The organism is Streptomyces sp. NPDC005722 (genome assembly GCF_040630935.1).
Taxonomy (GTDB): Bacteria; Actinomycetota; Actinomycetes; order Streptomycetales; family Streptomycetaceae; genus Actinacidiphila.
Window position 1 is genome coordinate 36,573 of sequence record NZ_JBEXYN010000047.1, and the last position, 20,896, is coordinate 57,468.

At 74.3% G+C, this 20,896-nt stretch carries 14 protein-coding genes and 1 pseudogene; 9 read left to right on the forward strand and 6 right to left on the reverse strand.

All coding sequences use genetic code 11. From position 1 onward, the window contains the following. Nucleotides 1–20 precede the first annotated feature (20 nt). The 7 genes from ABZ479_RS34780 (at nucleotide 21) to ABZ479_RS34810 (ending at nucleotide 6,770) form a co-directional block, all read left to right on the forward strand. Nucleotides 21–1,220 carry a CaiB/BaiF CoA transferase family protein gene (locus ABZ479_RS34780; protein WP_500465279.1) on the forward strand — a complete coding sequence of 400 codons (1,200 nt, stop codon included), beginning with the start codon at nucleotides 21–23 and terminating at the stop codon, nucleotides 1,218–1,220. Nucleotides 1,221–1,375: 155 nt separating this feature from the next. After that, complete coding sequence (locus ABZ479_RS34785) at nucleotides 1,376–3,274, forward strand: SMI1/KNR4 family protein (RefSeq protein ID WP_500465280.1); 1,899 nt, start codon at nucleotides 1,376–1,378, stop codon at nucleotides 3,272–3,274. Nucleotides 3,275–3,303: 29 nt separating this feature from the next. Continuing rightward, complete coding sequence (locus ABZ479_RS34790; RefSeq protein ID WP_500465281.1) at nucleotides 3,304–3,534, forward strand: hypothetical protein; 231 nt, start codon at nucleotides 3,304–3,306, stop codon at nucleotides 3,532–3,534. Then, a complete protein-coding gene (locus tag ABZ479_RS34795) occupies nucleotides 3,528–4,127 on the forward strand; it encodes a hypothetical protein (RefSeq protein ID WP_500465282.1) in 600 nt (199 codons plus the stop codon). Before ABZ479_RS34790 ends, ABZ479_RS34795 begins: the two co-directional genes overlap by 7 nt. A gap of 74 nt (nucleotides 4,128–4,201) precedes the next feature. Beyond that, nucleotides 4,202–4,693, forward strand: a complete 492-nt coding sequence (locus tag ABZ479_RS34800; RefSeq protein WP_500465283.1) for a hypothetical protein — start codon at nucleotides 4,202–4,204, stop codon at nucleotides 4,691–4,693. 74 nt (nucleotides 4,694–4,767) lie between these two features. Beyond that, nucleotides 4,768–5,403 carry a TetR/AcrR family transcriptional regulator gene (locus ABZ479_RS34805; RefSeq protein ID WP_500465284.1) on the forward strand — a complete coding sequence of 212 codons (636 nt, stop codon included), beginning with the start codon at nucleotides 4,768–4,770 and terminating at the stop codon, nucleotides 5,401–5,403. After that, complete coding sequence (locus ABZ479_RS34810) at nucleotides 5,403–6,770, forward strand: MFS transporter (RefSeq protein ID WP_500465285.1); 1,368 nt, start codon at nucleotides 5,403–5,405, stop codon at nucleotides 6,768–6,770. The genes ABZ479_RS34805 and ABZ479_RS34810 overlap by 1 nt, the downstream gene beginning before the upstream one ends. A gap of 101 nt (nucleotides 6,771–6,871) precedes the next feature. Here the strand turns inward: ABZ479_RS34810 and ABZ479_RS34815 are convergent, their stop codons facing one another. The 3 genes from ABZ479_RS34815 to ABZ479_RS34825 all read right to left on the reverse strand — a co-directional run bounded on the left by ABZ479_RS34815 (nucleotide 6,872) and on the right by ABZ479_RS34825 (nucleotide 16,322). Next, nucleotides 6,872–10,174: a family 78 glycoside hydrolase catalytic domain gene (locus ABZ479_RS34815; protein WP_500465286.1), complete on the reverse strand. Its 3,303-nt coding sequence runs from the start codon at nucleotides 10,172–10,174 to the stop codon at nucleotides 6,872–6,874. A 67-nt stretch (nucleotides 10,175–10,241) separates the two neighbouring features. After that, entirely contained in the window at nucleotides 10,242–13,643 is a 3,402-nt protein-coding gene (locus ABZ479_RS34820; protein WP_500465287.1) for a glycosylhydrolase-like jelly roll fold domain-containing protein, read from the reverse strand. Between the two features lie 66 nt (nucleotides 13,644–13,709). After that, complete coding sequence (locus tag ABZ479_RS34825; RefSeq protein ID WP_500465288.1) at nucleotides 13,710–16,322, reverse strand: glycoside hydrolase family 127 protein; 2,613 nt, start codon at nucleotides 16,320–16,322, stop codon at nucleotides 13,710–13,712. A 497-nt stretch (nucleotides 16,323–16,819) separates the two neighbouring features. Here ABZ479_RS34825 and ABZ479_RS34830 point away from each other — a divergent pair, with 497 nt between their 5' ends. Next, complete coding sequence (locus tag ABZ479_RS34830; protein ID WP_500465289.1) at nucleotides 16,820–17,728, forward strand: aldo/keto reductase; 909 nt, start codon at nucleotides 16,820–16,822, stop codon at nucleotides 17,726–17,728. 37 nt (nucleotides 17,729–17,765) lie between these two features. Here the strand turns inward: ABZ479_RS34830 and ABZ479_RS34835 are convergent, their stop codons facing one another. Continuing rightward, nucleotides 17,766–18,692 carry a universal stress protein gene (locus ABZ479_RS34835; RefSeq protein ID WP_500465290.1) on the reverse strand — a complete coding sequence of 309 codons (927 nt, stop codon included), beginning with the start codon at nucleotides 18,690–18,692 and terminating at the stop codon, nucleotides 17,766–17,768. Between the two features lie 241 nt (nucleotides 18,693–18,933). Here ABZ479_RS34835 and ABZ479_RS34840 point away from each other — a divergent pair, with 241 nt between their 5' ends. After that, complete coding sequence (locus ABZ479_RS34840; RefSeq protein WP_500465291.1) at nucleotides 18,934–19,491, forward strand: pyridoxamine 5'-phosphate oxidase family protein; 558 nt, start codon at nucleotides 18,934–18,936, stop codon at nucleotides 19,489–19,491. 9 nt (nucleotides 19,492–19,500) lie between these two features. On the opposite strand, the pseudogene ABZ479_RS34845 reads toward ABZ479_RS34840, so the two are convergent. Next, a pseudogene (locus tag ABZ479_RS34845) lies at nucleotides 19,501–20,124 on the reverse strand (universal stress protein); the annotation flags it as partial. Between the two features lie 41 nt (nucleotides 20,125–20,165). Continuing rightward, nucleotides 20,166–20,738 (reverse strand): Rv1733c family protein, encoded by a 573-nt coding sequence (locus tag ABZ479_RS34850; protein ID WP_500465292.1) that lies wholly within the window; start codon nucleotides 20,736–20,738, stop codon nucleotides 20,166–20,168. Nucleotides 20,739–20,896 lie beyond the last annotated feature (158 nt).

Sequence of the window (20,896 nt, forward strand, 5' to 3'; positions counted from 1 at the left end):
CCCAGACCAGGAGCGCGACCTTGCAGCAGTCACAGCAGCAGTCTCGGCACCGGGCAGTGCGGCAGCCACTGGACGGTGTCACCGTCGTCTCCCTGGAGCAGGCCGTCGCCGCGCCGTTCGCGACCCGCCAACTCGCGGACCTGGGCGCCCGGGTGATCAAGGTGGAACGGCCGGGCGGCGACTTCGCACGGGACTACGACAGGGCGGCCCGGGGGCAGTCGGCGTACTTCGTCTGGTGCAACCGCGGCAAGGAGAGCGTGGTACTGGACCTCAAGCAGGACGCCGACCGGGCGCTGCTGGACAGGATGCTGGCCGGGGCCGACGTCTTCGTGCAGAACCTCGCCCCCGGCGCCGCGGGCCGCCTGGGCCTGGGCGCGGAGGCACTGCGCGCACGGCATCCACGGCTGATCTGGTGCGGTGTCTCCGGCTACGGCGACCACGGACCCTACGCGGCGAAGAAGGCGTTCGACCTGCTGGTGCAGTGCGAGTCGGGGCTGGTGTCGCTCACGGGCACACCGGACAGCCCCGCGCGGGCGGGCGTCTCCATCGCCGACGTCGCGGCCGGGATGTACGCGTACACCGGCATCCTCACCGCCCTGTACGAACGCGAACGCACCGGCGAGGGGAGCGCCTTCGACGTGGCGATGCTCGACGCGCTCGGCGAGTGGCTGGGGCAACCGCTCTTCCACGGCCTGTACGGGAACGCGCCGCTGGCCCGCAGCGGTGCCCGGCACCCGTCGATCTCGCCGTACGGCCACTACCGGGCGGGCGACGGCGCGGAGGTCTTCGTCTGCGTGCAGAGCGACCGGGACTGGGTCGCGCTGTGCGAGAAGGTGCTGGAGCGGCCCGAACTCGTCCGCGATGCGCGGTTCGCGGACAATCCGCTGCGCCACGCCCACGACGACGAGTTGACCGCGATCCTCGAGGAGCACTTCGCCGCCTTCCCGGCGGACGCACTCCTGGAGCGGCTGGACGGCGCCGGGATCGCCAACGCCAGGCTGCGGTCGGTCGCGGAGTTCGCGGCCCACCCCCAACTGGAGGCCCGCGACCGCTGGCGGGAGTTCGCCACGCCGTCCGGCCCGCTGCGCGGACTGCTCCCGCCGGTGACGGTACGCGGCCGCGAGGCCCTGATGGGGGCGGTGCCAGCCCTGGGCGAGCACACCGACGCCGTCCGCGCGGAGTTCTCCGGCACACGGGAAGGCGCGGAACGCGACCGGTGAGCGACCCCGCGGCGATCCGCGGGCGGCACGAGGTCGCGCGGTCTCGGAGGCCGCCGAACCCTCCCGATGCCCCGTCAGCGGCATGACCGCAGGTATCCGACACCCGTACGGGACGGGCACGGGGCGTTGTCGGTGCCGCATGTCAGGATCGACGGGTGACGGACACCGACTTCGACTGGCGGTCCTTCCTCGCACGCTGGAGCGGGGAGTGGGCCGATGCGCAGGATCCCGACGCGTCTCCCTCCGAGGACGAGGCGCGGGCCCTGCGCGAACGCTGGCTGGGCTTCGCCCCCGCGAGCCCCGAACGCATGGCGGAGGCCGAGCGGCGGTTGGGGCGCCGGCTGCCGCCGTCCTACCGGGCGTTCCTGGAGGTGACGGACGGCTGGCGGCACGCCGGCGGATTCGTCTCGCTGCTGGCCGGCACACAGGGGGCCCGCTGGTTCGAGGACGAGGTCGGCTTCGCGGAGCTCTACGAGGACGCCCTGGACGAGGACCCGACGCCCGAGGAGGCGATGCGTGCCGGAATGTGGGCCCGGGCGCTGCAGTTGGACGTGGAGTCCGACATCACCTATGTCCTCATGGACCCGGGCGACGTCGACGAGGACGGGGAGTGGGCCGTCTCCCACTACAAGGGATGGTCCGGTGACCTCCCCGAACGCCACGCGTCGTTCCGGGATTTCATGGAGGCCATGTACGCCGAGTTCCACCAGTTGTCGGTGCACCGGGGCGAGCGTTCCGGCCGGGAGTTCGTGAACGCCACGACCGAGGCGCTCGACGCGGACGTCGAGGCGGCCAGGCGCGATGCGCTGGCCGGACGGTACGCTCGGGCCGAGACCGTGCTCGCGCGGGCCGAGGAGTTCGGCCGGCCACGGGCGAAGCCGCTGCTCGACCAGATCCGGTGGCTCCTGGGACGCCGTTACCTCGCGGACTTCGCGGGCCTGGCCCTGCACCCGGTGTACGGCGCCGAGTTGCTGCCGCTGCTGGCCATGGAGCACGTCCGCTCCTCGCACGACGAGGCTTCATGGGGTTTCCGGATGCGCGGCGCGACGGACGAGGCCCGCCGGGCGGGGGACGCCCTCGTGGAACGGACCCGCGACGGGGCGTTCCAGTACACCGCCGCCGGTGTGTTCGGACGTGCCGTGGACGAGGCGCGCGAGCACGCCCGCTGGGGCCGCACGGACACCGCGTGGCGCGTCCTGGCCCGCGCGCTCCCGCAGTGGGAACCGCTCGGACCGGACCACCTCGCCCCCGTCGGCCTGCTGGCGGACCCGGTTCTCGCTCCCGTCATCACGGAGGCCCGCGGACGGCTGATCCTGTCGACCCCCCGTGCCGGTGAACCGGGCGAGGCGCCGGCGCCGGACGCCGAAACCGAACCGGACGGCTTGGCCTGGCTCGCCGCCCAACCGGAGTACGAGCGGGGGTACCGCTTCGTCCTGGTGGAGGGAGTGGCGCCCGCGGACCTGCCGGCCCGCCTGGGCGACGCGGAGGGCGGCGGGCTCCAGGAGCCGGTGTTGGTTCAATCGTCGGCCATGTGGCACCGCCAGTCGGGCTCCTCGCACGAGGACAGGGCACTGGTGGCCGTCGGCAGCGCCGGGGACGGCTGGAGCTTCGCCTTCGACGGACGGCCGGGCGGATTCGCCGACCAGCGCTTCGTCTCCCCGGTGGCGGCCGCGTCCGGCACGGGGCGCGCGCTCGTCGTCTGGAGCGCGCCCGGTACACGGTTCGACGGGACGCAGGACGTGTTCCACCTGTCGGTCGCCGAGGGTGGCGAGGAGCGCTACGCCTTCACGGTACGCAGGACCGAGGTCAGCAGCAGCGGGCACGTCCCGGAGGCATTCGAGCCCGGGCGGCTGTTCACGCCGGAGGACTTCCACCGCGAGGGCGAACTGCGGGCGCTCCGCGCCGTGGCGGAGCACTTCGGGGTGTCGCTGCCGCGCTTCGCGCTGACCCGTGGACGTCTGCACACCTTCCGTACCCGGTCGTGGACGCGCCCGCCCGCTCCGGGCGAGACGTACCTGACGGTCTCCGTGACCGCTCACCGGAGCGGGGAATGAGCGACGCGGCGTCACGCGACACCCGTCCGGTGGATTGGTTCGAGCAGGCCGAGGCAGCGGAGGAGCGCCGGGATCGGGATGCGGCCATCGCGTTGGCCGGGGCCCACGCCGAGTGCTGCTCCCCCGATCCGTACCGGCACGACTCCCATCTGTGGCACATGGATCTGCTGCTCCGTGCGGGACGGCTCCCGCAACTCGCCGAGCTCGCCCGCACGGACGTCCACGCAGGCGGGATGCCTCTGGAGGGCCGATCGTGGTGATCAAGAGCGAAGTCGATTCCGGAGTCGCCGAACGGGACGAGTGGTCCTATACGCCGGCTGTCGGCGTCGGACCGTTCCGGTTCGGCATGGGCGTCGACGAAGTGGTCGAGGCGGCCGAGGGTTTCGGCCGGACGAGGGTCGGCGAATGCGCACGGGACCACTCCGTCTTCACGCCGACGTGGAAGGTCGAGGTCCACCGTCCCGGGGTGGGTGCTCCTCAGCCGGCCGTCACAGCCTATGTGAGCCAAGCCGTGGGGCTGTTCTGCGTCGCTTCCGACGCCGTGAACGGTCCCCAGGTCGCGTACGACGGAATCCCGCTGGTCGGGAGGGATCTGGCGGAGCTGACGAGCGACGCGATCGCGGACGCCGAGGCAAGGGGCGCGGGCTTGCGGTACACGCCGGAGGGCTGCGCGCTACCGGATGTCCCCGGGGTCGTCCTGCGCGCACAACGGGTCGGGGCGGTCCTCCGGTCACGTCAGTTGTTCATGGTGACACGCGACGGCGCGTACACGGAATGGGATTCGCTGCCCTCCGAGGAGTACCGCGCCCCGTCAGGTGAGGATGGCAGTCCCGCGCTCCGCGGCGAGCTCTGATCACGGGCGGATCGGCCGCCCGAGGGACGGGGCAGGTGGGCCGGTCACGTGTGCGGCCTGGAATCCTCGTGCCCATGAGCGAGACGAGCGAGCGCCGGGATGTCCCGAGGGACCGTTGGGTCTTCGGTCTGGAAGAGATACCGGCCACCGACCGGGGCGAGGACGGGACGTTCCATCGTGTCGCCGGTGCCTTCGGCACCACCGTCATCAGCGCTCCCGACGGCGCGCCCCAGGAACTCGTCTGGGCGGCGGAGGAGATCGTCTCCCAATGCGGGCCGGACTGGGCGGTGTCCTCCGTCCTCCTGCAGTGGCTCAGGATCGAAGCCGGCGAGGAACTCCGGCTGGGGGTGGAAAGCTGCCGGCTGGAGCGGGTCTCCGAGGATCAGGTTCGCCTGCACGCCCACTACAAGCAGTGGGAAGACCTGGTCGTCCCCCTTGCGGACGTTCGCCGCATGCTGATCGACATGATGACCTTCCTCCACACGGAGGCCCGTCACCCGCTGCCGAGCTGGCGCATCCGGCGCCTCGGGGAACGGGACTGGACACGGAAGCGCAACGCCCGGTAGCCGGGTGCCCGCCGGTCACGGACGAGAACGCCGCGCCGTAGACAGTGTCTACGACGGCTGGTAGACACTCCCCCATGACCGATGGCGGCTCCCTGCGGGAGCGACTTGTCGATGCCGGGGTGGACCTCGTGATGGCCGGGGGCACCGCGTCGGTGGGGCTGCGCGAGATCGCGCGGCGGGCGGGGGTGTCGCACGGCGCGCCGAGGCGCCACTTCCCCACGCACGACTCCCTGTTGTCCGCCATCGCCCGGCGCGGCTTCGAGGACCTGCACGGGCGGTTCGCGACCGCGACCGCCGGGGCTGCCACGCCGCGCGCCGGGCTGGAGGCCGCCGCCCGGGCGTACGTCGGGTACGCGCTGGACCACCGCGGCATGTTCGAGCTGATGTTCCGCCACGACCTGCTGGACGGTGCGCCGCAGGCGGGCGGCGGTCCTCGGCTGCGCGAGACGTCACTGCCGCTCTTCGGGGCCCTCGTCGAGCTGGTCACCCGGTGCCGGGCCGAGCAGGACGCCGCCACGGCCGCCGCCGCGCCGCCCGCCGCCGTGACGGCGGCGGCCCTCTGGTCGAACCTGCACGGCCTCGTCCAGCTGTGGACCTGGGGCAGTCTCCAGGTCGTCCTGGGCGCCGACGACCCGGGCGAGGAGTCGCTGCGCCAGGAGCAACTCCTCACGGCCGTCCTCGACTCCCACCTCGGGCCGGTGCCCTCGTGATGATCTCCCCCGCACGGCAGCGGCTCGCGCTGGCGGCGAGCGTGGCGGGCGCCGCGATGGTCGCCCTGGACGGCGGCGTGCTGCTGGTGGCGCAGCCCAGCCTGCAGCGGGATCTCGGCGCGAGCGTCGCCGAGGTCCAGTGGACCAGCACCGGCTACCTGGTGGCGGTGGCGGCGCTGCTCGTGCTCGCCGGACGGCTCGGGGACCGCTACGGGCACCGGCGTCTGCTCTGCGCGGGGGCGCTCGGCTTCGGAGCGGCGTCGGCCGGGATCGCCGTCGCGGGGAGCGTCGGCTGGGTGATCGCGCTGCGCGTGGCCCAGGGTGTGTTCGGCGCGCTCCTGCAGCCGGCGACGCTGGCGCTGCTGAGGCTGGCGTACCCGCCGGACCGGCTGGACGGGCCGATCGCCGTCCGTACGAGCGCGCTCGCGGTGGCCGCCGGGGCCGGCCCGGTGCTCGGCGGGCTCGTGGTGACGCACCTGGGGTGGCGCGCCGTGTTCTGGGTCAACGTCCCCGTGGCGCTCGCGATCGCCGCGCTGACGCTCGCCGTCCGCGTGCCGGCGCCGCGGCGGCCGCACGGCGGAGGGCGGGTCGGCGTGGCCGGTGCGGCCGGTGCGGCCCTGCTCGCGACGGCGCTCGCGGCCTTCGTCCACGCGCTGTCGGGCATCCCCGCGCGGGGGTGGACGGACGGCGGGACGCTGCTCGAACTCCTCGCCGCGGCAGTCGCCCTCGCACTGCTCGTCGCGTACGAACGGCGTGCGGGGAACCCCAACGTGCCGCGCGCGGTGGCCCGTTCGGTGCCCGTCGTTGCGTCCGTCGGCATCCTGCTGGTGACCACCGCGGGCCTGTTCGGCACCCTGTTCCGGGCCACGTTCCAGCTGCAGGACGTACTGCGTCTCGACCCGCTGGCCGCGGGCCTGCGGGTGCTTCCGCTGACGGCGCTCATGGTGCTCGGCGCGCCCGTCGCCGCTGCCGCGCTGCGCCGGTACGGCCCGCGGCGCACCGCGGTGTGCGGCACGCTCCTGGTCGTCCTGGGCATCGCGTCGCTCGCGCGGTCGGGGGCGGGCGGTGCGTGGGCCGCGACGGCCGCCGCGTTCGCCGTGCTCGGCGCGGGCTTCGCGACCGTCATGGTGACGGCCACCGCCTCCGTCGTGGGCGACGCGCCGCCCGGTTACGCCGGGGTCGTCGGGGGCCTGAAGCAGACGGCGATGAACGTCGGGCCGGCCCTCGGCATCGCCGTGGCGGCCGGGACGACGGGCTCCGCCGGGGTGCCGGGCGCCACGACGGGCACCACGCTGTTCCTCCTCGCCGCGCTCGCCGCCCTCGGCCTCCTCCCGGCGTCGCTGCTGCCCCGGCCCACCCGGGCATAGGCCGGGCAGGGCCCGCCGGGCGCAGGCCGGGCCGGACCCCGCCGCCCCGGCCGGCCGCATGGGGAGGAGCGGCCGTCCGGGGCGTGCCGTACCGGCCGGGGTCAGGCGCCGGCGCGGTAGGTCGAGGTGAACGTCCAGTCGCCGGAGCCCACTTCGTAGACCCGCTCCCCCTCACTGGAGCGGACGAGGCGGGCGTCCCTGGGCGCGGCGACGTGACCGGACGTCACCGGCACGTGCACCTCGGCCGTGGTGCCCGCGGGCACGGTGAGCCGCAGGCGGTACGCGTCCCCGTCCAGGCGCCATGCGGTGCTGACCGTGCCGTAGGGCGTGCGGTACGAGCCGGAGGCGGAGGTGAGGCCGGCCACGAGGGCCGGGTCCACGAGGAGTTGGCGGTAGCCGACGGAGCCGGGCGCCTGCTGGATGCCGGCGAGGCGGGCGGTGAACCAGGCGTCGATGGCGCCCAGCATGAAGTGGTTCTGCGACTGGCCGGGGCCGCCGTCCCAGCTCTCGCCGAGCGTGGTGTTGCCGTGCAGCACCTGGTAGCCGTAGCTGGGGCTGGTGGTCTGGGTGGCGATCCGGCCGACGACGTCGTCGTGCCCGGACTCCGACAGCACCCGGAACGCGGCGGGCAGCGATATCTCGCCCAGGTTGAGGTGGAAGTCCGCCGCCTCGACGCTCGCGACGAAGTGGCCGAGCAGCCGCTCGCGCTGGTCGGCGGGGACGGCTCCCATGTCGAGGGCGAGGGCCTCAGCTCCGTGCCCGCCGCCCCCGAAGGTGCCGGTCGCGGGGTCGTAGTACTTGTCCGCGAGGGCCTTGGCGGTGGCGTCGGCCTTGGCCCGGTACTCGGCCGCGGCGTCCTGGTCGCCCTGGAGTGCGGCGATGCGGCTCATCGCGTCCGCGACGCGCCAGTAGCCGTAGGTGCCGGCCACCGCACGGGGGAAGGTGGTGTCCGGGGTGAACCAGTCGCCGAGCCCGTAGTCGAGGATGCCGCCGGAGACCTTCTCTTCCAGGAAGGTGACGTACTTCCGCATCTGCGGGTAGTACGTGGCGAGGGTCTGCTCGTCGCCGTAGGTGGTGTAGAGCTGCCACGGCACGAGGACGAAGGCGCCGCCCCAGTTGGAGTCGTTGCGGTAACCGCCGGGCAGGGCCGTGTATTCGGGGGTGGTGGAGGTGATCAGGCCCTCGGGGGTCTGGCCGTCGGCCATGTCGCGGACGATCTTGCGGAGCTGGGACTCCATGTCGTAGTTCGCGGCGAGCGTGGGGAAGACGAGCTGGTCCTGCTCCAGCCAGCCGAGCTTCTCACGGCTCGGGCAGTCGGTGAGGACGCTCATCATGTTGCCCTCGATGGAGCGGCGGATGATGGAGTGGATGCCGTTGACCAGGTCGTTGGAGCTGGTGAAGTCGCCGGCCGAGGCGTTGTCGGTGTGCAGGACCTTGCCGCGGACGGTGACCGTGGCCCCGGCGGGCAGGCCCTTGAGCTCCAGATAGCGGAAGCCGTGGTAGCCGTACTCCGGGTGCCAGGTCTCGGCGCCCGGGCCCGCGGTGGTGTAGCTGTCCCACAGCGGGCCGCCGACGTTGCTGATGGACTGGAAGGCGTGGCCGTCCTTCAGGCTCTCGGCGGGCACGATGCGGACGGTGGTGCCGGCGGGGGCCTTCACCGTGATCTCGGGCCAGCCGGCGATGTTCCTGCCCACGTCGAAGACGCGGCTGCCCTCGGCGCCGGGCACCTCCTTGGCGGTGAGCGTCTCGATGACCCGGATCGGTTCGGTCTCACGGGCGCTGAGCCGGGCGGGCGCGTCGGCGGTGCCGGGACCGGCGACGGTGACGGCCGGGTCCCAGCCGGCGCGGCTGCCGCGGGGCTCGTCCCAGTGCGGGATCACGCGGCGGGCGTCGTAGTCCTCGCCGCCGTACCAGTTGGAGGAGGTGGTGGGGCCGAGCGTGGTGCGCCAGTCGTCGCCGCTGCTGATGCGGCGGACGGTGCCGTCGGCGAGGGTGACCTCCAGCTGCGCGATCAGCTTGGGGTCGCTGATGTTGCCGTAGAGCTTGCGGTAGCGGTCCGCGGTGCTGACGACGTTGGAGATGCCGTTGCCCAGCGAGACGCCGACGGTGTTGCCGCCGCTGCGCAGCAGGTCGGTGACGTCGTAGGTGGCGTACTGGACGCGCTGGGTGAAAGTGGTGTTGGCGGGTTCGAGGACGGCGTCGCCGACCTGCCTGCCGTTGATCGTGGCGTCGTGGATGCCGAGGCCCGAGACGTACAGGCGGGCGCTGCGCACGTGCTCCGGCAGGGCGAAGTCCTTGGTGAACAGCGGCAGTCCGGACGGCAGCCAGGGCTTCGGCGGCTGCTGTCCGGTGACGGCGGCGGCCTGGGTGAAGGGCCCGGCGGGGGTGTCCGCGGTGGCGAGGGTGTAGTCGGTGGGGAAGCCGGGGACACCGCCGTCGTCGGTGAGGACGTCGGCGCGAGGGTAGAGCGCGACCTCGTCGAAGGTCTTGGCGGACTTGAGGTCGAGGGTGAGCGTGATGGGCTGCTGGGAGACGTCCGGCCCGGTGTGCGCGGCGCTGGAGTAGCCGGCGGCGGTCTGGAGGCCGCTGTTGGGCAGGCCGTCCACGGCGAGGGCCGGCTCCCAGGTCTTGCGCAGGGTGTTGGACTCGGAGGCGGTGACGGCGGCGCCCTTGGCGAGGCCGGTCGTGCCGGAGGCCGCGTCGCGGACGTCGATCTCGCCGAGCTGCAGGCGCCAGGTGCGGCCCGGGAAGTCCTCCTGCAGGGGCAGGCCGAGGCGGGTGACGTCGAGACGGACGTAACGGGCGGTGGTGCGGGGCAGCTTGACGACCACGGGCGTGACCTCGCGCTTGCCCAGCTGCCAGTCGGCGTTGGTGATCCAGTCGGCCTGCCAGTCGCCGCTCCTGGTGAGACCGGTCTCGAAGGACGCGGGCGCGCTCCAGTCGGCGGCGTGGTCCGGGCCGTGCAGGTCCTTGCCGTGAAGTCCTGTGCCGTGCGGGCTCGTCGCGGACCAGAGCATCACGCGCCAGTAGACCCGGGTGCGGGAGCCGAGCTCCTTGCCCGCGTAGACGGTCTGCGGGACGGCGGAACCGACCTTCCCGGAGTCCCACAGGTCGGGGCGTCCCTGGCGGAGCCTGGTGAGCGAGGTGGCGGCCTGGACCCGGTAGGCGGTCTGGACGAGCCCCCGGGAGCGGCCGGTCAGGGCCCAGCTCAGTTCGGGGGTGGTGTCGTCGATGCCGAGGGCCTGGGTGAGCTTCTGGGTGCGCAGGGTGGTCGCGCTCAGCGACGCGGGGGCGCCGGCCTCCGCGGTGACGGCGGTGGGCAGGATCGTGACGAGCGCGGTGAGTCCGGTGGCGACGGCGAGGGCCGGGCCGCGCCGGGCGGCTCTACGCGGGGGACGGGGCATGCGGGTGCTCCTTGACGGTGGTGCGGTGGGCGGTTGCTGCGGGTCGGGCCCTGCCGGCGACGGCACGTCAGATCCGGTGCAGGGTGGCGGTGACCCGGCGGTACGGCCGCAGCGTGACCGGGCCGAGGAGCCCGGACGGCAGCGGCTTGTTGCGCTCGTTCGACAGGGTGTTGGAGACCCGTACCGCGAGGGTGTTGCGGCCCGCGCGCAGCAGGTCCGTCACGTCGGCGGTGTACGGGGTCCACAGCAGCGGGGGCAGTTCGGTGCCGTTGACCGTGACCGAGGCGACCTCCCTGACCTGGCCGAGGTCGAGGCGGAAGCCCCGGCCGTCGAGGGTGCCGGCGTCGAGGTCGAGGTCGGTGGTGTAGACGCCGCTGCCGGAGAACAGCGGTTCCACCGTCGTCCAGCTGCCGAGCGGGCCCGTCACGGGGGTGGCTCCGGGGCGCTGCAGGGTGAGCGTCCAGTCGCCGCCCACCGGGACGGGGGTGAGCGGGTCGGTGACGCTCACCGTGCCCCGGTAGGCGCGGCCGCCGTCGGTGCCGGTGAGCACGTGGTCGCCGGGCGCGTCGACGACGGCGGCGACGCGCAGGGTCTGCCCCGCAGCCGTGACGGAGCCGATGGAGGCGGCGGGCAGGGTGCTGTCGGTGAGGTGCGGCCGGGGCTTCGCGCCGGCGCGGACGACGACGGCGAGGGTCTCGTAGGGGGCGAGGCGCAGCGGCAGCCGGACGCCGCCGTGCTTCTGCTCCCGGTGGACGGGCGCGGGTCGTACGGTGCCGGTGACGGGGTCCCAGAGTTCGGGGACGCCGTCGGCGGGCAGCACGGCGACGGTCTCGACGGGCGCCGCGCTCTCGTTGTTGAGGAGGAAGGCGACGTCCTTGCCGCGGGTGGTGCGCAGCACCCGTACGGCCGGGGCCGGCGGTTCGAGGACGGCCGCGGCGACGCCGGCGTCGCGTGCGGCGTCCCCGAGGCCGGCGGTGCCGGCGACGCGTACGGCGGTTCCCGCGCCGACGCGCCGGCTGCCCGGGACGGTGTCGCCGAAGAGCGCGGACAGCGCCCGCTCCAGGGTGCGGTCGCGCCCGTCGGCGTCCTCCAGGGGGAGGGTGCCGACGGCGACGACGGTGCCGCCCTGCCGGGCGAAGGCCTCCAGGCGGCTGACGGCGGCGGCGTCCAGGGTCGGGGTGACGGGAAGGACGGCGAGGTCGTAGCCGGCCTCGCCGACGACGAGGCATCCTTGGTGGACGCGGGCGTGGGCGAGCAGTTCGGGGTCGCCGGACAGGGCGCCTTCGTGGACGAGGTCGAAGTCGACCTGGGCGCTCTCCAGGGCGTACGCGGCGTCGGTGAAGGCGCCGTCGACCTCGCCCTGGCGGGTGGTGCCGCGCCACTGCTCGGCGGCCCGCTGCGGCTGGACCAGGGCGGTGCGGGCGCCGGAGGTGCCGCGGGCCACCTCCATGACGCGGCCGATCCAGTCGGCGATCGGTTCCATCGCCCACCACCAGGGTGCGCGCGGGCCGAACGGCGGCGGGAAGAAGACGCGCTGCTCGTCGGTCCACAGGGCGTGCAGCACGGTGAGGTTGACGCCGCGGGCGGCGTTGGCGCCGACCAGCGCCCGCACGAAGTCGGGTGCGACCTGCCAGCCCATGTTGCCGAAGCACTCCAGCAGGGCCCGGTCGCGGCCCATCTGGTGGGCGACGCTCACCGGGTTGCGGGGGATCATGGTGGGCTGTCCGGCCACGTACTCGGCGGTGATGATGTCGCCGCCGGGGACCTGCGCCCACTGGTGGACCTTGTGCAGGTCGCCGGTGGAGACGATCCGCTTGGACGGCGAGGTCTCGTCGTACAGCGGGTTGGTGATGAGTGCGACGCCGCGCTTCTCGTACCACTGGGACTGCTTGCGGAAGTAGCCCGCGAAGCGGTCCGAGACTGCCTGCCAGTAGCGGCCCCGGGTGATGCGGCCGGTGCGGCCGAGGTCGTCGAAGGCCGTCGCGTAGGCCGTGCCGGGCTCGGTACCGGTCTTCCGCAGGGCGGCGGCCAGGGTCGGCGACCACGGGAGGCGCTTGAAGTGCGCCTCGGCGGAGGCGAAGAACGGCTCGTCGTCCCAGAAGCCGGGGATGACGTTGCCGAAGTAGCGGGCGAACCTGCGGTGGTACTCGCCGGGCACGATGTCGAGGAACAGCTCCACCGGCTCGTCGTCGAGGAGGTCGACGTAGCTGCGGCTGTAGCCCTGGGAGTCGTCGATGAGCGGGGTCCCGCCGAAGACGTCGATCAGCCAGTCGCCCTCGGGGACGTGCCAGGTGCGGCCGTCGCCGAGCTCCCGGGTGAGTTCGATGACCTGGTCGCTCGATGTGGCACCGACAGGGCGGGCGGCGGCCGCGACCGGTGCCGCGGCGCCGGCGGGCGGGATCCGGGCGGGGAAGTCGCCCGCGGCGGCGGGGTCGTCGAAGGTGGTCCTGGTGTGGAGGGCGGTGCCGTCGGCGGCGGTCACGACCAGGCTCGCCCACAGGGCGCGCTGGGTCCCGGCGGCACGGACGCCGACGCCGCCGGCGGGGTGGGTGGGGTCGGTGACGGTGCCCTTGGCCCTGCCGTCGAGGGTCACGGTCAGGGTGGGGCCGCTGACGGTGACGGCGAGGGTGTGGAACTTGGTCTTGTTGAAGCCGTCGGTGCGGGTGGAGCGGGCGAGTTCGACGGGGTCCCGGTCCTTCGCGAGGAGCGAGACGGTGACGACGCCGGTCTGGTCGAACTCGACGGCGTAGCCCGCGCTGCCGTCGGCGGCAGCCCGTACGACGAGGCCCGCGGCCACCTGGTCGGCGCGGGCGCTGCCGGTGACGGTGTAGTCGCGCCACTCCGTTCCCCCGTGCAGCACGGCGGCGCCGCCCAGGACGGCGGCGTCGGCGACCAGCGAGGTGGCGTCCACGCCGACGCCCGTGGTGGTGCGCAGGTCGACTGCGGCGGGGCCGGAGACGACGGTGCTGGACCGCCACAGGGCCTTCAGCCGCAGGTCGGGGCGGGGCTTGTAGGTGCGCGAGCCGACCTGGCCGCCCTTGACGATGTACTCGCCGGAGCGGCCGCTGGGGAAGTGGTCGTCGTTGAAGATCCACACCCGCATGCCGGTCTTCTCGGCGGTCTGCAGGACGTGGCCGACGATCGCGAACCATTCCTCGGTGAAGAAGACCGGCTGCATCTCGGCGTTGTCGAAGGGGAAGAGCACGACCTCGTACATCCCCTTGTCCCGCAGGTCGGCCATCTGTGCGTCGACGAGTTCGGGGGTGACGGGGCCGTTCCAGTACCAGTAGACCGTCGGGCGGCTGTCCTTGGCGGGGTCGGCGAAGCGTGCGGGCGACCAGGTCGCCTCCGTCGCGCCGTGGTGCTGCTGCGCGGCGTACGCGGGGAGGGGCAGGCCGGACGCCAGCGCGGCTCCGGTCACTCCCGCGGCGGCCACGAAACGGCGTCTGGACAGGGGGAATTCAGGCATGGCGGTACTCCGTGAGGTGAGGGCGGGGAGGCGGGAGGGCGGGCCCTTGCGCTCCCGCCGGCCGTGTCAGGGGGTCGCGAGGGCGGCGACGTCGGCGGGCGCGAGGGCGCGGTTGTGCAGCCGGAAGCCGGCGACCGCACCGGTCAGGTAGGGGTGCGTGGGGTTCTGCGAGCGGCCGAGGTAGTTGTGCGTGGTCGTGCCGAGCAGCAGCGGGCTCGCGGCCATCGCGGGGTTGCGGCCGGCCTCGGCGCCGTCGACGTAGAGGACGCCGGTGCGGTCGCCGAGGGTGAGCGCGACGTGGGTCCAGCGGCCGGCGGGCAGCGGGCCCGTGGCGTCGATGACGTCCTCGGCCTCCATACCGGCGATCTTCAGGGCCGCCCGGGCGCGGCCGGCGCCGGTGCGCGGGGTGAGGAAGAGGTAGGTGTCCTTGTGGTAGCCCAGGTCGAAGACGCGGGCGGAGTTGGCCAGGACGTCCACCCGCACCCACATGCTGACGGTCAGTTCGGACAGTGCCGACGGCAGGGCCGGGGCCAGCGCGACGTGCCCTCCGGCGCCGTCGAGCGCGACGGCGGGCCGTCCGCCCGGTCCGTCCGCGGTCCAGGAGGCGCCCGCGGCGAGCGTCGCGGGGGCGAACGTCCGTGTGGTGTCGGCGGCGGTGGTGCCGGTGCCCTCGTCGAGGGGGTAGCGGGCGACGTCCCGCTCGCGGGCGGCACGGGGGGCGACGGCCCAGTAGACGGTGTAGTTCTCGTGGTGGACCCGGTGGAACGGCTTCAGGGTGACCGCGCCGTCGGCCGTCTCGGCGGTGAAGGTGCCGTCACCGCCGCGTACGGGGCGCAGGGACTGCGGGGTGATCTCCGGGACGGTCGTCAGCTGCGTCGAGCCGTAGGTGCCGGCGAGTACGAGCGGGCCGTACGACAGCGAGCGCACCTGCGGGTTGTCGGGCGCGGGACGCCACACGGGTTCGCGGGGCAGGGTGAGTTCGACGGTGTCCCCGGCCCGCCAGTGGCGGTCGAGGGTGAGGTGGGTGCCGGGCTCGACACGGCCGGTGTACGGGTGTCCGGCCACGCGGACGCGGGCCCGGGCCCGGCCGTCCGCCAGCCAGCCCGGTATCCGTACCTTGAGCGCGAAGCGGCCGCCGCCCTCGGCGACGGTGATCCGCACGGTGTCCTCGGAGACGGCGTGCTGACGGATCGTCACCCCTTCCTTCGGCCCGTGACGCCGCCAGTCCACCTCGGAGGGGATGAAAAGGTTGACGTAGAGCGCGTCGCCGGACTGGAAGTAGATGGTGTCCGCGAACTTGGTGTGGGTCTCCAGGCCGGTGCCGTGGTCGCAGGAGAAGTTGTCGTAGTCGCCGCTGTAGCTGCCGGGCGCCGCGCCGAGGCCGCCCTTGGGCTGCCGGTGCGAACCGGCCCACAGCCCGGTGTAGTACGTGACGAAGCCGTGCTCGGAGTCGGGGTCCTGCTCGCCGAGCATCTGGTTGTACAGGGTCCACTCGTAGTGGTCCAGGTAGGCGGTGCGGGTCGGCTCGTGCAGGAACAGCTGCCGGCCGAGCTTGAGCATGTTGTAGCTGTTGCAGTTCTCGCAGGTGTTCTCCGACAGACGGCTGACGATCTCGTCCGGGGGCCCGAAGAACTCCAGGTTGGAGTTGCCGCCGATGGCGTACGTGTGGTGCTCCACGACGGTGCGCCAGAAGGTGCGCGCGATGTCGAGGTAGCGGCGGTCGCCGGTGGCCTCGTAGGAGTACGGCGCCCCGACCACCTTGGCGATCTCGGTGTTGGCGTGCCGGCCCGCGAGTTCGTCGCGTCCGGCGGCGAGCGGCGCGTAGAGCTCCTCGTGGTCGAAGCGGCGGGCGGTGCGCAGGTGCGCGGGGTCGCCGCTGACGAGGTGGAGGCGGGTCAGGACGTCGTTCATGCCGCCGAACTCGACCTTGAGCACGGACTGCATGCGCTCGTACGACAGCGGCGCGGTGCGCGCCTCCGCCCAGCCGGCCATCCCCAGGAGCACGGTCATGGCCTGCTGGTTGCCGCTGAGGGTGTACTGGTCGAGCAGCCCGGCCATGATCTTGTGCAGGGTGTAGTACGGCGCCCAGGGCTTGCCGCCCGCTTCCAGGCTGTCGAAGACCGACTCGGGGAAGGCGGACAGGTACCCCTCGTGGAACCCGGCGGCGGGAGAGGCCGCCTGGCACTCGGCGAGCGCGGCGACGAGGACGCGGCCCTTGTCGGCGTAGGCCTCGTCCGCGGTGTTGGCGTGGGCCTGGGCGAGGGCGGACAGCAGGTGCCCGGTGGTGTGGCCGCGCAGTTGGACGTCGGGCGCCTCCCAGCCTCCGCAGGGTTCGGCGGACGAGGGAAGTCCCACGGTGCGGCGGAAGGTGTGCAGGAGCCGGTCGGCGTCGACGAAGCGCAGGTAGGCGCCGGTGCGCCGCATGTTGTCGCGGAAGGGGCTGTCGAGCAGCCGCACGGCCGACAACGGCAGCGGGGCGAGCTTCGGACGCACCGCGGGGGACGCACCGCCGTGGACGGCGTCCGCCGGCCCGGGGGCGCTCGGCCCGGGGGCGCTCGGCGCGGCGGCGGCCGGGGCCGCCAGCACGGCCTGGCCGGCGGACGCAAGGGTCGCGGCCGTCGCGACGCCGGCGGTCAGCACGTGCCTGCGGGACGGCTGGGAGGGGTGGGGTGCGGACATTCTCGGAACTCCTTCCGGGCACGGAGGAGTACCACCGGCCGGCGTGGGCCCGGCGGTGGCGCGGCCGTGGAACGCGGTTGCCGGGCAGCCCGATGCCCGGCCACTGGCCTGAGTGCGAATGAATCGTTTTTAGAGCCAGCGGCAACCTAGGGTGACTTCGCGGAGACCGTCAAGAGCCGCACCCCGATCCGGCACCCATGGCGCCACGCGTCCGACGAACCGTCACAAAAGGTTGCATTTACGGGCGATGGAGAACCCACGGGCCGCCCCCACGCGCGGGGAAAGACGCCGACGGCGCCCGGCGTCTTGTCGCGGCAGCGGTGGCCGCGTATGTTCCTGCCCGTCACTTGCTGAATCGTTCAAGTCTTGAGGGGGAACAGCAAGCGCGGTCACCGTGCCGCACCACGGAGGCCAGAGCGGACGTGGGCACCCGGCCGTCGTCCGGCGGCGCCGGACGGGAGGGGATACTCCGGGACGGCGAAAGGACGCACTCACCCATGACCACTGACAGGATCTCCGCGGCCGCGGCCGGCACCTGGCTCCTCGGCGACATGAGGGTGAACCGGATCGGCTTCGGCGCGATGCGGCTCACCGGCAGCGCGGCCTTCCACCTCGGCACCTCCAGCGACCGGGAGCGCGCCATCGGCGTGCTGCGCCGCGCCGTCGAACTCGGCGTCGACCACATCGACACCGCCGCCTTCTACTTCTCACGGCTGCGGTCGGCCAACGAACTCATCAACTCGGCCCTGGCGCCGTACCCGCGGGACCTGGTCATCGCCACCAAGGTGGGACCCGCACGGGACGCCTCCGGCGAGTGGGCCACCGCCGCCCGCCCCGACCAGCTGCGCGGCCAGGTCGAGGAGAACCTGCGGCAACTCGGCCGCGACCACCTCGACCTGGTCAACCTCCGCTTCATGGGCGGCACTTCCGTCGCCGAGCACTTCGGCGCCCTGGCCGAGCTGCGCGACGCCGGGCTCGTCCGCCACCTCGGGCTCTCCAACGTCCGCCCGGAACACCTGGCCGAGGCGCGGGCCATCGCCTCCGTGGTGTGCGTCCAGAACCGCTACGGCGTCGACGCGCGCGACAGCGACGACCTGCTGCGGGAGTGCGGTGCCCAGGGCATCGCCTTCGTGCCCTTCTTCGCCATCGCGGGCGGCGGGCGCGAACGCGGGCCCGGCGCCGCCGACGGCGGCGAGAGCGAGGCCGTCCTCGCCGTCGCGGCCGCCCACGGCGTCTCGCCCGCGCGGGTGCGGCTCGCGTGGACGCTCGCGCAGGGCGACCACGTGCTCGCCATCCCGGGGACGGGTGATCCGGAGCACCTGGTCGACAACCTGGCCGCGGGCACGCTGCGGCTGACGGCGCGGGAGACGGCGCTCATCGACGCGGCCGGCCGCCCCGCCCGCTGAACGGTACGGGGCGGGGCCGGACCGGGCGTACCGGCGGTCAGTCGTGCGGGACGACCGCCACGGGCGCCTTCGCGTGGTGCAGCACCGCGTGCGTCACCGGGCCGATGTGCAGTCCGGCGGCCGCGTGCCGCACACGGCGGCCGACGACCACCAGGGAGGCGTCGGCCGCCGCCTCGACCAGGTGGTGCGCCGCCCCTCCGGCGAGCGAGTGCTCCACGACCTCGACGGCGGGGTACTTCGCCCGCCACGGCGCCAGCACCTGCGTCAGCGCCTTCGCCTGGGCGTCGGTCAGCTCGTGCTCCAGGTCGAGCGCGATCGCGGCGGGGTTGTAGCCGTAGGAGGCCGGCAGGTTCCAGCCGTGGACGGCGCGCAGGCCCGACCCGCGCTCCACGGCGGCCTCGAAGGCGAAGGCCAGCAGATCGTCGTGGGGCCGGGCCAGGTCGATGCCGAGCACCACGTCGCGGAAGGGGGTGTACTCCGACACCAGCCCGTCGAGGTCCGGGCGGTGCTCGTCCTCACCCGTCTCGCCGGCCCGTACGAGCACGACGGGCCGCACCGTCCGGGCGACGGTCGCGGAGGCCACCGAGCCGACGAGGAAGCCCGCGAGCGCGCCGAGGCCGCGCGAGCCGAGCACCAGCAGTTCCGACGCGTCGGCGGCCGCCGCGAGGGCCGCCGCGGGCTGCCCGCTCAGCAGGCCGGCGGTGATCTCCAGGTCCGGATGGCGCGCGGCGAGTTCCGCGGCGGCGTCGCGCGGCACCGACTCGGCCCACTGCCGCTGGGCGTCGGGGTCCACCGCGGCCACCGCCCCGGCCAGCGGTGCGTGGACGGAGCCGTACGGCTGGTACTCGTGGACGTGCACGAGCCTCAGCGGCAGTCCGCGGCGCAGCGCCTCGCGGGCGGCCCAGTCCGCCGCGGCCCGGCTCTCGGGCGTTCCGTCGAGACCGGCGGTGACCGTACGGGACATGACGTTCCTCCTGGCGAACGGGACGAAGGGCGTGGGCTGTTCGCCCCCAGCCTCCCGCCCGCGGCACGCCCCCGGCAGGGGCCCGCCGGGCCCGCCCATGGGCCGATCGGCCCATGGGCGACGGCACGTGCCGTCGCGGACAGTGGGAGCAGGTCACCGCTGCGCCAAGCGTACGGGGGCGGGTCCGGACGGGACGGTGGGGGGTGACGCGGCCGCGACGTACGGAAGGACGTGACCGGGCATGACGCAGCAGGACGCGGCCGCCGCGGCCGGGGACATCGGGCGCCGGATGGCAAGCCGCCGGGAGGAGACGGGCCCGTCCCCGGAGGGGGCGGCGGAACGCACCGGCATCGCGCCGGGCCGCCTGCCGCACGTCGGACAGGAGCCGACCGCGGCGCCCCGGACGGAACTGGTGGAACTCGGCCCCGAGGAGTGCTGGGCCCTGCTGTCCACCCACGGCGTCGGCAGGATCGGGCTGGACACACCCGACGGGCTCGCCGTCCTGCCGGTCAACTACACGGTCACCGAGCGCGTGATCGCCTTCCGCACCGACCCGGGCGCCACGCCCGCGGCGGCCGCGGACACCCGGTGCGCGTTCGAGGTCGACCACGTGGACGAGGCCCTCAGCCAGGGCTGGAGCGTGCTCGTCCGCGGTCTCGCCACCGCCGTCACCGACCCGCCCGCCGTCCGGGGCCTGGCGGAACACGAGTACAGCGGCCCGTGGGCGGGCGGCGACCGCACCCTGTGGGTCCGTGTCGTCCCCACCGGCGTCACGGGCCGCCGCATCACGTCCGGGTAGGCCGCTTCGTCCCGGACCGGAGCGGCGGGACAGGGCGGGGGCGCGGAGCGGGGCTGCCGTCAGGATCCTGGTCGGCCACGGAGCGGCCGCACGGGCGAGGAGGTCGGCGCCGCGCAACGCGGCCTCGGCGAAGGCGAAGCCGACCGCGTCCGCGCCGGCCGGGGAACCGTCGACGCCGAGCAGGACCGGTCCGCCGGCGGACGGCCGCTCACGCACCACCATGACGGGGCACTGGCCGTGCGCGGCGAGGTGCACTGCCGTCGAGCCCAGCAGCAGGCCGACGAAGCCGCCCATGCCGCGGGATCCCACGACCACGAGTTCCGCGGCGCGCGACTGGGCCTCCAGCACGGTGAGGGGTTCCCCGGTCACGACGGCGTGGGTGACGTCCACGTCCGGTACCGCGCTCCTGGCGCGTTCCACGGCCTCCGCCACCACGCGCCGCGCGGCGTTGCGCGGACCGCCCTCGGGCGGCCCGGGGCCGGAGGGCCCCAGGGGCACGTGCATCGCCGGCCACAGGAAGGCGTGCACCACCCGCAGCGCCGCCCCACGCCACGCGGCCTCCCTGGCCGCCGTCTCCACCGCGGCGAGGCTCGAGGCCGAGCCGTCCGCTCCCACCACCACCAGGCCGCCCACCGCGCCTCCTCGTCCGCCGTGCCGCACGTCCGCCTCCGGCCTCAGGCCCTGCGGTGGCCCCAGGACGGGCCGGTCCGCTCCCACTCGCGGTCCCATGCCGCGGCGCGGTGGCGGTCGATCCGCAGGCGGACGATCCAGCGGCCGGCGAGGACGAGCGCACAGGCGCCCGTCGCGGCGACCGTGCCGAAGACCACTCCCTGGGCCTCGGCCTGCGCGGGGGTGAGCCGGTTCTGCTGCAGGTGGCCACCGGCGTCCAGCCAGACGGTCGTGGGGGATCCCGCGTGGCTGCCCGGTTCGACGCGCGCCTCGCCGGTCCGGGTGGAGCCGTCGGGCGCCGTCCACCGGACGGTGGTGAGGACCTTGCCGATGGAGCCGGTGTACGGGTTCTCGACGGCCTTCGCGGCGTCCTCGGTCAGGACGGCCGTCGCCAGGTGGGTGCCCGCGCTGTGCCGCAGCTCGGAGTGCTCGACCGCGACCGCCGTGGCGGCTCCCGCGGCCGGGGCGCCCGCGGCGATCAGCAGCGCCGCCGCCACACCCGTCCAGGCCTCCAGGACATCGGACCGCCGCCGCATCGGATTGCGGCGCCAGCGCCAGAACACCGCCCTGCCGCCCATGGCCGCGCTCCCTTCCCTGTCCGTCGACCGTCGCACGCGCCGGTGCTCCCGTTGCAGGGGCCGCACGGATCATTTCCGCCCCGGGAGGGGGCCGACCGGCCCATCCGCGCGTACGCGCCCCGGGCGCGGCGCCCGCCCGGCGGCCCCGCCCGGGACGT